The organism is Cupriavidus sp. CP313, from assembly GCF_054072015.1.
This window is the reverse complement of record NZ_JBSVZB010000030.1, coordinates 1-12,601: the sequence shown is the minus strand read 5'-3', so window position 1 is coordinate 12,601 and position 12,601 is coordinate 1. Positions and strand designations below refer to the sequence as shown.

Genomic DNA, 12,601 nt, shown 5'->3' with positions numbered 1-12,601 from the left:
GGCGTGCCAGCCAGTTGAGAGGGGCGGCGCCGGCGGCGGTTGCGCCGGCGTCCGGGTCAGCCGAGCATGTAGCCGGCGGCGAGCGTACGGAAGCTCTCGATTTCGCGCGCCTGCCAGGCCTCGTCCTCGCCGAGCTCCTCGGCCAGGATCGCGGCCACGGCCGGCGCGGCGTCCACGGCGGCGCGCGCGTCCAGGAACAGCGCGCGGTTGCGGCGGGCCAGCACGTCCTCGACCCGGCGGGCCAGTTCGTGCCGGGCCGCAAAGCGCACGTGCGCCTCGGTCAGGCCCGACGCCGGTGCCAGCATCCGGTCATATCCGGGCAGCGCGCGCAGCAGGTCCAGCTCATTGCCGTAGTAGCGGTCCGGCGAGCCTGAATCCGGCGGCGGCAGCCCGGCCGGCAGCCCCACCGCGCCGTGCAGGGGCAACTCGGCAGTCACGCACGGGGCCGCGCGCACCATCTGGCGCTGGATCGCGGTCTCGATCACGTCTTCGGCCATCTTGCGGTAAGTGGTCCACTTGCCGCCGGTGACGGTGATCAGCCCGGCCCTGGACACCAGGATCGTATGCTCGCGCGACAGCGACGCGGTAGAGGCCTCGCCGGTGGCCCGCACCAGCGGCCGCAGGCCGGCCCAGACGCTGGTGACGTCGGCACGGGTCGGGTCCCTGGCCAGGTAGCGCGACGCGGTTTCCAGGATGAAATCGACGTCGTCGGCACCGGCGTCGGGCTCCAGCGGCAGGTCGCGGCGCGGCGTGTCGGTCGTGCCGACGATGGTGTGGCCGTTCCAGGGCACCACGAACAGCACCCGGCCGTCGTCGGTCTTGGGGATCAGGATGGCGCGCTCGCCGGGCAGGAAGCTGTGCGGCAGCGTCAGGTGCACGCCCTGGCTGGGCGCGACCATGGCGCGCGCGTGGCCGTCCTCCATCTGCCGGACCGCATCGACCCACACGCCGGTGGCGTTGATCACGCAGTCAGCGCGCAGGTGGAAGGTGGCGTCGCCCAGCGCATCCTGCACGGTCACGCCGCTGATCACGCCGCCTTGCTGGCTCAGGCCCGTCACGCGCATGTAGTTGACCGCGGTGCCGCCCACGTCGAACAGCGTGCGCATCAGCGCCACCGCCAGCCGCGCATCGTCGAACTGGCCGTCGAAATACAGGTTGCCGCCGCGCAGCGGACGCCCGCCGACGTGCTCGGCCAGGTTGGGCGCCTCGGCCAGCACCTCGCGGTGGTTCAGCCAGCGGCTGCCGGCCAGGTTGAGGTCACCGGCCAGCATGTCGTAGACCTTGAGGCCGATGCCGTAGAAGGGCTGGTCGAACAGCTGGTAGGCCGGCACCACGAAGCCCAGCGGCCACACCAGGTGCGGCGCGTTGCGCGCCAGCAGGCCGCGCTCGTGCAGGGCCTCGCGCACCAGGCTGATATTGCCCTGGGCCAGGTAGCGCACGCCGCCATGCACCAGCTTGGTGGCCTTGCTGGAGGTGCCCTTGGCAAAATCCGCGGCTTCGACCAGCAGCGTGCGGTAGCCGCGCGAGGCGGCGTCGACTGCGGTGCCCAGGCCGGTGGCGCCGCCGCCGATGACAATCACGTCCCAGCGCGGCTCGCGCTCCAGGGTGGCGAGCAGGGCGGCGCGGTTGGGGGGCTGGATCGGGGTGGAGACTCTCTGCATGACGCTTTTCTTGGGGGTGTGTTCGGGGTGGACCGGCGCTCAGGCGTGGCTGCCGTTGGCTTCGTCCTCGCGCGCCCAGTCGCGCGCGCGGTCGACGGCGCGATGCCAGCGCGCCAGCTGGTGGCCACGCGCGTCAGCCGACAGGTTCGGCTCAAAGCGCCGCTCCACCTGCCATTGCTGCGCGATCTCTGCCGGATCGCTCCAGTAGCCGGTGGCCAGGCCCGCCAGGTAGGCGGCGCCCAGCGCGGTGGTTTCGGTCACGCGCGGGCGCACCACCGGGGTGCCGAGCAGGTCGGCCTGCATCTGCATCAGCAGGTCGCTGCGCGAGGCGCCGCCGTCCACGCGCAGCTCGGCCAGCGAGATGCCGGCGTCCTTCTGCATGGCTTCCAGCACATCGACGCTCTGCATCGCGATCGATTCCAGCGCCGCGCGCGCGATCTGCGGCCGGCCGGTGCCGCGTGTCATGCCGACCAGCGTGCCGCGTGCAAAGGCGTCCCAGTGCGGCGCGCCCAGGCCGGCAAAGGCGGGCACCAGCACCACGCCGCCGGTGTCGTCGCACTGGCGCGCCAGCGGCTCGACCTCGGGCGCGCTGTTGATGATCTTCAGGCCGTCGCGCAGCCACTGGATGGTGGCGCCGCCCATGAACACGCTGCCTTCCAGGCAATATTGCGTTTGGCCGCGGAACTGCCAGCCGATCGTGGTCAGCAGCCGGTTGTGCGACGTGACCGGCTGCGAGCCGGTATTCATCAGCAGGAAGCAGCCGGTGCCGTAGGTGTTCTTGGCCATGCCCGGCGACAGGCAGGCCTGGCCGAAGGTGGCGGCCTGCTGGTCGCCGGCGATGCCGGCAATGGGGATCTGCATGCCGAACAGCCGCGCCGAGGTGCGCGCCACCTCGCCGCTGGACGCCACCACCTCGGGCAGCAGCGCGTGCGGGATGTCGAGCAGCGCCAGCAGCGCGTCGTCCCACTCGAAGCTGTGGATATTGAACAGCATCGTGCGCGAGGCATTTGACACATCGGTGACATGGCGCGCGCCGTCGGTCAGCTGCCAGATCAGCCAGCTGTCGACGGTGCCGAAGGCCAGCTCGCCGCGCTGGGCGCGTTCGCGCGCGCCTTCGATGTTGTCGAGCATCCAGCGCAGCTTGGTGCCGGAGAAATACGCATCGATGATCAGGCCGGTCTTGTCGCGGAACAGCTCGCCGTGGCCGGCGGCCTGCAGCGCCTCGCACATGGGCGCGGTGCGGCGGTCCTGCCAGACCAGCGCGCGCCCGACCGGCTCGCCGGTCTTGCGGTCCCACAGCACGGTGGTCTCGCGCTGGTTGGTGATGCCGATGGCGCGCACCTGCGAGGCCGAGATGCCGGCATCGGCCAGCACCGCGTGCGCCACCGCCAGCTGCGATTGCCAGATCTCGTAAGGGTCGTGCTCGACATGGCCGGGATGTGGGTAATATTGGCGGAACTCGCGCTGCGCGAGTCGCACCACATTGCCGGCATGGTCGAACAGGATGGCCCGCGAGCTGCTGGTGCCCTGGTCGAGCGCCAGCACATATTGCGGCTCGGTGGGAAGCTGGGACGATGCAGGGCGCTGGGCCTGCGCGGCTGGCTGGTTCATGCGTTCAATCCTGATAATGACAAAGCAAGCCGGCCCGGCCGGCGCATGGATTCCTGATGGCTGAAACGTCTTCCTTGCCGCCCGCGGACCCCGCGGGCAACCTTGCCGCCGATCCCGCCGCGCAGATCGCCGCCTCGCTGGCGGCGCGCAGCGGTTTCGATGCCGCCGCCAAGCTGCGCCTGGTGGTGGCCGGCCAGCAGGTTGGCTGGCTGCCGCGTGCCCATGCGGCAATCCTGCGTGGCATGGGCGCCATCCTCGGCCCGGACGAGCGCCTGGCCGATGGCACCACGGCGGTTGAACTGCTGCCCGGGCGCAATGACTTCGACGCGCGCAGCGCCGCGCTGCAGGCGCTGGCCCGCCAGCTGGCCGATGCCGGCCACGTGCGCGGCTGGCGCGACGAACTGTTCGCGGTCACGCCCGCGCTGGACGCGCCCGCACTCGCCGTGGTGGAGCGCGCGGCGGCGCGCTTTCTCGGGCTGCTGACCTTTGCCTCGCACATGAACGGCATTGTCGATGGCGATGTGGGTGGCGGTCCCGCCCTGTGGATCTCGCGGCGCAGCCCCGCCAAGTCGGTCGACCCCGGCATGTGGGACAACCTGGTTGCCGGCGGCATGCCGCACGGCAGCGATCCGCTGGCGACGCTGGTGCGTGAATGCGAGGAAGAATCCGGCATCCCGCCCGCGCTGGCGCAGGGCGCGCAGGCCCACGGCATGATCGAGGTGCTGCGCGACCTGCCCGAAGGCGTACAGTGGGAGCAGGTCTACGTCTACGACCTGCTGCTGCCGCCCGGCTTTACGCCGCGCAACCAGGATGGCGAGGTCAGCGAGCACCGGCGTGTCGACGTGGCCGCATTGCTTGCTATCATGTCGGCCGGCGCCATGACGGTCGATGCGACACTGGTGACGCTGGATGCCCTTGGGCGGCGCGGCTGGCTTGGTCCTGACCATCGCCCCTGAGCCGACGCCGCGGGTTCCGCCTGTGCCGGTCTTGCCGACCTCGCTGACCTGATTTTCCCGGCCTTGCGCCGCGCCACTCCGACAGAACAACACACCATGAGCAACACCGGATTCATCCTGACCCTCTCGTGCCCCGACCAGCCGGGCATCGTCCATGCCGTCTCGGGCCTGCTGTTCCAGCACGGCTGCAATATCGTCGATTCCGACCAGTACGGTGACGAGTACGCCGGCCGCTTCTTTATGCGCGTGCATTTCACGCCGGCCGCCGGCGGCCCGGACCTGGACACGCTGAAGGCCGCGTTCGCGCCGGTGGGCGACCAGTTCGGCATGCAGTGGGAGCTGAACGACGCCGCCGTCAAGCCGCGCGTGATGATCATGGTGTCCAAGATCGGCCACTGCCTGAATGACCTGCTGTTCCGCGCCAAGGTGGGCGGCCTGCCGGTCGAGATCGCGGCCATCGTCTCGAACCACCGCGACTTCTACCAGCTGGCGGCGTCGTACGACGTGCCGTTCTTCCACCTGCCGCTGATGAACGCCTCGGCCGAGCAGAAGGCCGCGCAGGAAGCGCGCGTCTTCGACGTGGTGCAGGAGCAGAAGATCGACCTGGTGGTGCTGGCGCGCTACATGCAGGTGCTGTCCGACGGCCTGTGCCGCAAGCTGGCCGGCCGCGCGATCAATATCCACCACTCGTTCCTGCCCAGCTTCAAGGGCGCCAAGCCGTACTACCAGGCGCATGACCGCGGCGTGAAGCTGATCGGCGCGACCGCGCACTACGTCACCGCCGACCTGGACGAAGGCCCGATCATCGAGCAGGAGATCGAGCGCGTGGACCACAGCATGGACCCGGAGCAACTGACCGCCGTCGGCCGCGACGTGGAATGCGTGGCACTGGCGCGCGCGGTCAAGTGGCATGCCGAACACCGTATCCTGCTGAACGGCCACAAGACCGTGGTGTTCAAGTAAGCTCGCCGCCTCCCGGTTCCCGCGCCCGCGGGAATCCTGCCGCTTCACGGTTGCCGCATCCCCGCCGGCGCGGGGATGCCGGGCCAGCGGGTCAGTCCCGCTCCGCCACCACACACTTCACCCCACTGTCGGCCACGATCTGGTCGAACGGCGCTGCCAGCGGCTCATCAGTAAAGAGCCGGTCGACCTGCGACACATGCGCCAGCTCCACCATCGCCTGGCGGTTGAACTTGCTGGCGTCCGCCGCCAGCCACACCTCGCGTGAATGCTCGATGATGGTCCGCGCCACCTTGACCTCGCGGAAGTCGTAGTCGCGCAGCGTGCCGTCGGTCTCGATGCCCGAGATGCCGATCAGCCCGATATCCACCTTGAACTGGCGGATGAACTCCACCGTGGCCTCGCCCACGATGCCGCGGTCGCGTGAGCGCAGCACGCCGCCGGCGACGATGACCTCGCAATCGGGGTTGTCGGCAAGGATATTGGCCACGTTCAGGTTGTTGGTGATCACGCGCAGCCCGCGGTGGTGCATCAGCTCGCGCGCTATCTCTTCCACCGTGGTGCCGATGTTCAGGATCAGCGAGCAGCCCTCGGGCACCGCGGCGGCCACCGCGCGCGCGATGCGCGCCTTGCCCTCGGCATTGAGCACCTGCCGCTGCCGGTAGGCGATGTTCTCGGTGGTGGAGCCATCCACCCGCACCCCGCCATGGAAGCGCGCCAGCATGCCGTTCTCGGCCAGCAGGTTGACGTCGCGGCGTACCGTCTGGAGCGTGACGCCGAACTTGCGCGCAAGTTCGTCGATGGAGGCAAAGCCCTGGGTGCGGACTTCTTCGAGCAGGGCCGTCTGGCGGGGATTCAGGGTCATGCCGGGATTCTAGTTCAAACAGAAACGAAAACAAATGATGCGGTGCACTATTGTTTTATGTTCGTTTTGTTGCTAAAACGAGCGTAAAGCCAAGACTTGTGCGCCTGCATCGAGCCAAAGCTGTGATGCGGGAAGCATATCGAACATGGAGACCGGATGCAGCTACGTTTGGACGGCGTCGCACAGCAGGCAGGTTCGCAGGCGTATCTCTATCCGATGACGCTCGCGCCGGTTCCGGGCGCGGTGACCATCCTGCTGGGCGCCACGCAGGCGGGCAAGACGTCGCTGATGCGGGTGATGGCCGGGCTGGACCGGCCCAGCGCCGGCCGCGTGCTGGTCGACGGCGACGACGTGACCGGCATGCCGGTACGCGAGCGCAATGTGTCGATGGTCTACCAGCAGTTCATCAACTACCCGTCGCTCAAGGTCTTCGACAACATCGCTTCGCCGCTGCGGCTGCGGCGCAAGGCGCCGGCCGGCGAGATTGCCGCGCGCGTGCGCGAGCTGGCCGGGCGGCTGCATATCGAGCACCTGCTGGACCGCTATCCGTCCGAGCTCTCCGGCGGCCAGCAGCAGCGCGTGGCACTGGCGCGCGCGCTGGCCAAGGAGGCGCCGCTGATGCTGCTGGACGAGCCGCTGGTCAACCTTGACTACAAGCTGCGCGAAGAACTGCGCGAGGAACTGGCGCAGCTGTTCGCGCATGGCGACGCCACCGTAATCTATGCCACCACCGAGCCCGGCGAAGCGCTGCTGCTGGGCGGGCATACCGCGGTGCTGGACGCCGGCGAATTGCTGCAGTACGGCCCGACGCCCCAGGTCTTCCACTATCCCGATTCGCTGCGCGTGGCGCGTGCGTTCAACGATCCGCCGATGAACCTGGTCGAGGGCAGGCTGCAGGGCGGCTGGGTCACGCTGGCCGGCGATATCTCAGTGCCGGTGCCCGGCGCGGGCGGGCACGACGGCCCGGTCACGATGGGGGTGCGCGCATCGGCATTGCGCCTGGCCGGTGAGCCGGGCGCGGTGGTGGTGCCCGGGCGCGTGGCGCTGGCCGAGCTGTCAGGCTCAGACACCTTTGTCCACGCCGATACTCCGGTGGGCAACCTGGTGGCGCAGTTCGCCGGCGTGCTCGACCTGGCGCTGGGCGAGCCGGTGTCGCTGCACCTGCTGCCCGAGCAGATCTACCTGTTCGACGCCGAAGGACGCCGCATCCACGCGCCGCGCCGGCCGGGCGGGCTGGCGGCGGACGTGCCCGGCGGCGCGGCCGCGGCTGCCGGGGCAGGGGCCTGAGATGGCGCGCATCGACCTGGACCTTGCGCACTCCTATGTGCCAAATCCGCGTACCGACGAGGACTATGCGCTGCTGCCCCTGCAGTTCACTTTCGAAGACGGCGGCGCCTATGCGCTGCTGGGCCCGTCCGGCTGCGGCAAGACCACGCTGCTGAACTGCATTTCCGGGTTGCTGCGGCCCTCGCACGGCACCATTGCCTTCGATGGCCGCGACGTGACCGCTGCCACGCCGCAGGCGCGCAACATCGCCCAGGTGTTCCAGTTCCCGGTGATCTACGACACCATGACCGTCGGCGAGAACCTGGCCTTCCCGCTGCGCAACCGCGGCGTGCCGGAAGCCCAGGTGCGCGAGCGGGTAGGGCGCGTGGCCGAGATGCTGGACCTGTCGGCCACGCTCGATCGCCGCGCCAGCGGCCTGGCCGCCGATGCCAAGCAGAAGATCTCGCTGGGGCGCGGGCTGGTGCGCCAGGACGTGTCGGCCATCCTCTTCGACGAGCCGCTGACGGTGATCGACCCGCAGCTCAAATGGCAGCTGCGGCGCAAGCTCAAGGAAATCCACCACGAATTCCGCCTGACGCTGATCTACGTGACGCACGACCAGACCGAGGCGCTGACCTTTGCCGACCAGGTGGTGGTGATGTCGCGCGGCAAGGCGGTGCAGGTGGGGCCGGCCGATGCGCTGTTCGAGCGGCCTGCGCATACCTTCGTCGGGCATTTCATCGGCTCGCCGGGCATGAATTTCCTGCCCGGGCAGTGGCGCGACGGCGCGATTGAGCTGGCCGGGCGCCGCTACATGCCTGAGCTGTCGCCGTCAGTCGAAGCGGCGTTGCGCGAGGCTGGCAGCTTCCGCATCGGCGTGCGGCCCGAGTACCTGCACCTGGCGCCGGAGAGCGACGTGCAGGCGGTGCCGGTGCGGGTGGAGCGCGCGCAGGACATCGGCACTTACTGGCTGCTGACCGGCGGCGTGCAGGAGGCGGGCGCACTGGCCGGCACGCTGCGCGCGCGGCTGGGTATCGAGGCAGCCGATCTGCGCCCGGGCGACACGGCCTGGCTGTCGGTGTTCAACCGCCATACCTGCTACTACGTCAACGAGGAACTGGTGCCATGAAGCCCGTCAACCAGAAGGCCTGGCTGCTGGTGTTGCCGGTGGTGGCATGCGTGGCGTTCTCCGCCATCCTGCCGCTGATGACCATCGTCAACTACTCGGTGCAGGACATCATCTCGCCCGAGCGGCGCGTGTTTGTCGGGACCGAATGGTTCCGCACCGTGCTGCGCGACGGCGAGCTGCACGACGCGCTGCTGCGCCAGCTGGGCTTCTCGCTGGCGGTGCTGCTGGTGGAGATCCCGCTGGGCATCCTGCTGGCGCTGTCAATGCCGGCCAGGGGCTGGAAGGCGTCGGCGGTGCTGGTGATCATCGCGCTGTCGCTGCTGATCCCGTGGAACGTGGTCGGCACCATCTGGCAGATCTTCGGGCGCACCGATATCGGCCTGCTCGGTGCCGCGCTGGCAGCGATGGGCTTCGACTACAACTACACCGGCAGCGCCTTCGATGCCTGGGTCACGGTGCTGGTAATGGACGTCTGGCACTGGACGCCGCTGGTGGCGCTGCTGTGCTACGCCGGCCTGCGCGCCATTCCCGACGCCTACTACCAGGCCGCGCAGATCGACGGCGCCTCGCGCCTGGCGGTGTTCCGCTATATCCAGCTGCCCAAGCTGCGCGGCGTGCTGATGATCGCGGTGCTGCTGCGCTTCATGGACAGCTTCATGATCTATACCGAGCCCTTCGTGCTGACCGGCGGCGGCCCCGGCAACGCCACCACCTTCCTGTCGCAGTACCTGACGCAGAAGGCCGTGGGCCAGTTCGACCTGGGCCCGGCGGCGGCGTTTTCCATCGTCTATTTCCTGATCATCCTGCTCATGTGCTTCATCCTCTATAACTGGATGCAGCGCGCGGGCACCGCCGGCAGCGAGGACATGCCTCATGGCTGAATTGCGCACTACCGCCAACCGCGCCACCTGGTGGCGCGCCGGCTTCCTGCTGGTCTACCTGCTGTTCGCCATCGTGCCGATCTACTGGATGGTGAACATGTCGTTCAAGACCAACGAGGAGATCGTCTCCACGCTGTCGCTGTGGCCCGCGGAATTCACGCTGCAGCATTACAAGACCATCTTCACCGACCCGTCCTGGTATTCGGGCTACGTCAACTCGATGATCTACGTGGCGATGAACACGGTGATCTCGATCTCGGTGGCGTTGCCGGCGGCCTATGCCTTCTCTCGCTATCAGTTCATCGGCGACAAGCATGTGTTCTTCTGGCTGCTGACCAACCGCATGACGCCGCCCGCGGTGTTCCTGCTGCCGTTCTTCCAGCTCTACAGCACCATCGGGCTGATGGATACCCACCTTGGCGTGGCGCTGGCGCACCTGGTGTTCAACGTGCCGCTGGCGGTGTGGATCCTGGAGGGCTTCATGTCGGGCGTGCCGCGCGAGATCGACGAGACCGCCTATGTGGATGGCTACTCGTTCCCGCGCTTCTTCCTGACCATCTTCCTGCCGCTGATCAAGGCCGGCGTGGGCGTGGCGGCGTTCTTCTGCTTCATGTTCAGCTGGGTGGAGTTGCTGCTGGCGCGCACGCTGACCTCGGTCAACGCCAAGCCCATCGTCGCCACCATGACGCGCACGGTGTCGGCCTCGGGCATGGACTGGGGCGTGCTGGCCGCGGCCGGGGTGCTGACCATCGTGCCCGGCGGCATCGTGATCTGGTTCGTGCGGCACTACATCGCGAAGGGCTTCGCGATGGGCCGCGTGTAGGCGCACGGCGTAACCCTGATCACAACACAAGGAGACGGCGCAATGCTGAGCTGGATGGTCTGGACGACGCCGGTAGCGGTGTTCTTCGGCTGCATCGTGGTCATGCTGATCAGCATGACTATCTGGGAAATACGCGCGCCTTCGGTGCTGCGCAAGGGCTTCCTGCCGATCGCGACCACGCGTGGTGACCGGCTGTTTATCGGCCTGATGTGCGCGGCCTGGGTCAACCTGGCATGGGTGGGGCTGGGCGAGAAGGTCACGGCCTGGCTGTCGCTGGCCGAGGAGCCATCAGTGTGGATCAGCTTTGTGGTGTCCATGCTGGTGCTGGCGCTGATCATGCGCAAAGGCTAGCGGTACCTGAACAACAGGCATGAATGGGAAACGCGGCTTGTCCCTGCCCCGGGGCCGCCACCCAGACGACAAGCCGGGGAGGGGGAATTCTTGAGGAGACACCGATGAAAGTGCACGTGAAGTTGGGGATGTCAGCCCTTGCCTGCGCGGCTGCGCTGGCTTGCGGCCAGTCCGCCTGGGCGGGCGAGGCGGAAGCGAAGAAGTGGATCGACAATGAGTTCCAGCCCTCGTCGCTGGCCAAGGACAAGCAGCAGGCCGAAATGAAGTGGTTCATCGACGCCGCCGCCAAGCTCAAGGCCAAGGGTGTCACGCAGATCAGCGTGGTGTCTGAAACCATCACCACGCACGAGTACGAATCCAAGACGCTGGCCAAGGCGTTCGAGGAGATCACCGGCATCAAGGTCAAGCACGACCTGATCCAGGAAGGCGACGTGGTCGAGAAGCTGCAGACCTCGATGCAGTCCGGCAAGTCGATCTACGACGGCTGGATCTCCGACTCGGACCTGATCGGCACGCACTACCGCTATGGCTCGATCCTGCCGCTGACCGACTATATGAACGGAGCCGGCAAGGAATGGACCAACCCCGGCCTGGACGTGAAGGACTTTATCGGCACCAAGTTCACCACCGCGCCGGACGGCAAGCTGTACCAGCTGCCCGACCAGCAGTTTGCCAACCTGTACTGGTTCCGCGCCGACTGGTTCGCACGCAAGGACCTGCAGGACAAGTTCAAGGCCAAGTACGGCTACGACCTGGGCGTGCCGACCAACTGGTCGGCCTATGAAGACATCGCCAACTTCTTCACCAACGACGTGAAGGAGCTCGACGGCAAGAAGGTCTATGGGCACATGGACTACGGCAAGAAGGACCCGTCGCTGGGCTGGCGCTTCACCGACGCCTGGCTGTCGATGGCCGGCACCGCCGACAAGGGCCTGCCCAACGGCATGCCGGTGGACGAGTGGGGCATCCGCGTGGCCGAGGACAAGTGCACGCCGGTGGGCGCCTCGGTGTCGCGCGGCGGTGCCACCAACAGCCCGGCGGCAGTCTATGCGCTGACCAAGTACATCGACTGGATGAAGAAGTACGCGCCGCCGCAGGCGATGGGCATGACCTTCTCCGAGGCCGGCCCGGTCCCCGCGCAAGGCCAGGTGGCGCAGCAGATCTTCTGGTACACCGCCTTCACCGCGGACATGACCAAGAAGGGCCTGCCGGTGGTCAACGCCGACGGCTCGCCCAAGTGGCGCATGGCGCCGTCGCCTTACGGCCCGTACTGGAAGCAGGGCATGCAGAACGGCTACCAGGACGTGGGCTCGTGGACCTTCTTCAAGAACACCGATCCCAACAAGCTGGCGGGCGCCTGGCTGTACGCGCAGTTCGTGACGTCCAAGACGGTCTCGCTGAAGAAGTCGCTGACCGGGCTGACCTTTATCCGCGACAGCGACATCCACCACGACTACCTGACCAAGAACGCGGCCAAGTACGGCGGGCTGATCGAGTTCTACCGCAGCCCCGCGCGCGTGGCCTGGACGCCGACCGGCACCAACGTGCCCGACTACCCGAAGCTGGCCCAACTGTGGTGGAAGAACGTGGCCACCGCGGTGACCGGCGAGAAGACGCCGCAAGCCGCTATGGACACGCTGGCCGAAGAGATGGACCAGGTCATGGCGCGGCTGCAACGCGCCGGCATGAGCAACTGCGCGCCCAAGCTCAACCCGAAGGGAGATCCGGGCAAGTGGCTGTCGAACGACCATGCGCCGTGGAAGAAGCTGGCCAACGAAAAGCCGAAGGGCGAGACCATTCCTTACGACAAGCTGCTGCAGGCGTGGAAGGAAGGGAAGGTGCGCTGAGGCTTTGGTGTACTTTAGGTTGCCGGCAACGCTCGAATGCTGGCGGTTTGCTCCCCTCTCCCGCTTGCGGGAGAGGGGCAGGGGGTGAGGGCAGGCACTGGCATACTGGCACACCTCACTTCGTTGACGCACCGGCCCTCTCCCCAACCCTCTCCCGCAATGAACTGACCCCGTAAAGTTGGAGAGTCAAAGCTAGGTGGAACCGAACTGAGCCCTGTACTGTACGGGGCTCAGTCCTTTGAGCTTCAGCT

At 67.7% G+C, this 12,601-nt stretch carries 11 protein-coding genes; 8 read left to right on the top strand and 3 right to left on the bottom strand.

What is annotated here, in order from left to right:
* Positions 1–56: 56 nt before the first annotated feature.
* Positions 57–1,661 carry a glycerol-3-phosphate dehydrogenase/oxidase gene (locus ACW4E8_RS31145; protein WP_456808039.1) on the bottom strand — a complete coding sequence of 535 codons (1,605 nt, stop codon included), beginning with the start codon at positions 1,659–1,661 and terminating at the stop codon, positions 57–59.
* 39 nt (positions 1,662–1,700) lie between these two features.
* Positions 1,701–3,272, bottom strand: a complete 1,572-nt coding sequence (glpK, locus tag ACW4E8_RS31140) for a glycerol kinase GlpK (RefSeq protein ID WP_456808038.1) — start codon at positions 3,270–3,272, stop codon at positions 1,701–1,703.
* A 56-nt stretch (positions 3,273–3,328) separates the two neighbouring features.
* Between glpK and ACW4E8_RS31135 the strand changes: the two genes are divergently transcribed.
* Together ACW4E8_RS31135 and purU are read left to right on the top strand one after the other, a co-directional pair.
* Positions 3,329–4,228: a DUF4743 domain-containing protein gene (locus ACW4E8_RS31135; RefSeq protein ID WP_456808037.1), complete on the top strand. Its 900-nt coding sequence runs from the start codon at positions 3,329–3,331 to the stop codon at positions 4,226–4,228.
* Positions 4,229–4,324: 96 nt separating this feature from the next.
* Complete coding sequence (purU, locus tag ACW4E8_RS31130; RefSeq protein ID WP_316150550.1) at positions 4,325–5,191, top strand: formyltetrahydrofolate deformylase; 867 nt, start codon at positions 4,325–4,327, stop codon at positions 5,189–5,191.
* A gap of 91 nt (positions 5,192–5,282) precedes the next feature.
* Here the strand turns inward: purU and ACW4E8_RS31125 are convergent, their stop codons facing one another.
* The gene (locus tag ACW4E8_RS31125) at positions 5,283–6,053 is read right to left on the bottom strand and encodes a DeoR/GlpR family DNA-binding transcription regulator (protein WP_456808036.1); all 771 of its coding nucleotides are present in this window, start codon (positions 6,051–6,053) and stop codon (positions 5,283–5,285) included.
* A gap of 156 nt (positions 6,054–6,209) precedes the next feature.
* On the opposite strand from ACW4E8_RS31125, the gene ACW4E8_RS31120 reads away from it, so the two are divergent.
* From ACW4E8_RS31120 to ACW4E8_RS31095, 6 genes are all read left to right on the top strand, one after another.
* A complete protein-coding gene (locus ACW4E8_RS31120; RefSeq protein ID WP_456808035.1) occupies positions 6,210–7,340 on the top strand; it encodes an ABC transporter ATP-binding protein in 1,131 nt (376 codons plus the stop codon).
* A 1-nt stretch (position 7,341) separates the two neighbouring features.
* Positions 7,342–8,448 carry an ABC transporter ATP-binding protein gene (locus ACW4E8_RS31115; RefSeq protein WP_456808034.1) on the top strand — a complete coding sequence of 369 codons (1,107 nt, stop codon included), beginning with the start codon at positions 7,342–7,344 and terminating at the stop codon, positions 8,446–8,448.
* Positions 8,445–9,329 carry a carbohydrate ABC transporter permease gene (locus ACW4E8_RS31110; protein WP_035818277.1) on the top strand — a complete coding sequence of 295 codons (885 nt, stop codon included), beginning with the start codon at positions 8,445–8,447 and terminating at the stop codon, positions 9,327–9,329. The genes ACW4E8_RS31115 and ACW4E8_RS31110 overlap by 4 nt, the downstream gene beginning before the upstream one ends.
* The gene (locus tag ACW4E8_RS31105; protein ID WP_456808033.1) at positions 9,322–10,152 is read left to right on the top strand and encodes a carbohydrate ABC transporter permease; all 831 of its coding nucleotides are present in this window, start codon (positions 9,322–9,324) and stop codon (positions 10,150–10,152) included. The genes ACW4E8_RS31110 and ACW4E8_RS31105 overlap by 8 nt, the downstream gene beginning before the upstream one ends.
* 42 nt (positions 10,153–10,194) lie before the next feature.
* Positions 10,195–10,503 (top strand): DUF2160 domain-containing protein, encoded by a 309-nt coding sequence (locus ACW4E8_RS31100; protein ID WP_035818272.1) that lies wholly within the window; start codon positions 10,195–10,197, stop codon positions 10,501–10,503.
* 116 nt (positions 10,504–10,619) lie between these two features.
* Complete coding sequence (locus ACW4E8_RS31095) at positions 10,620–12,350, top strand: ABC transporter substrate-binding protein (RefSeq protein ID WP_456808109.1); 1,731 nt, start codon at positions 10,620–10,622, stop codon at positions 12,348–12,350.
* Positions 12,351–12,601 lie beyond the last annotated feature (251 nt).

Bases quoted from the DNA above. Each gene is read 5' to 3' on its own strand.
- ACW4E8_RS31115 (WP_456808034.1), top strand. From the start codon at position 7,342: ATGGCGCGCATCGACCTGGACCTTGCGCACTCCTATGTGCCAAATCCG.
- purU (WP_316150550.1), top strand. From the start codon at position 4,325: ATGAGCAACACCGGATTCATCCTGACCCTCTCGTGCCCCGACCAGCCG.
- ACW4E8_RS31110 (WP_035818277.1), top strand. From the start codon at position 8,445: ATGAAGCCCGTCAACCAGAAGGCCTGGCTGCTGGTGTTGCCGGTGGTG.
- ACW4E8_RS31135 (WP_456808037.1), top strand. From the start codon at position 3,329: ATGGCTGAAACGTCTTCCTTGCCGCCCGCGGACCCCGCGGGCAACCTT.
- ACW4E8_RS31105 (WP_456808033.1), top strand. From the start codon at position 9,322: ATGGCTGAATTGCGCACTACCGCCAACCGCGCCACCTGGTGGCGCGCC.
- ACW4E8_RS31125 (WP_456808036.1), bottom strand. From the start codon at position 6,053: ATGACCCTGAATCCCCGCCAGACGGCCCTGCTCGAAGAAGTCCGCACC.
- ACW4E8_RS31145 (WP_456808039.1), bottom strand. From the start codon at position 1,661: ATGCAGAGAGTCTCCACCCCGATCCAGCCCCCCAACCGCGCCGCCCTG.
- ACW4E8_RS31100 (WP_035818272.1), top strand. From the start codon at position 10,195: ATGCTGAGCTGGATGGTCTGGACGACGCCGGTAGCGGTGTTCTTCGGC.
- glpK (WP_456808038.1), bottom strand. From the start codon at position 3,272: ATGAACCAGCCAGCCGCGCAGGCCCAGCGCCCTGCATCGTCCCAGCTT.
- ACW4E8_RS31120 (WP_456808035.1), top strand. From the start codon at position 6,210: ATGCAGCTACGTTTGGACGGCGTCGCACAGCAGGCAGGTTCGCAGGCG.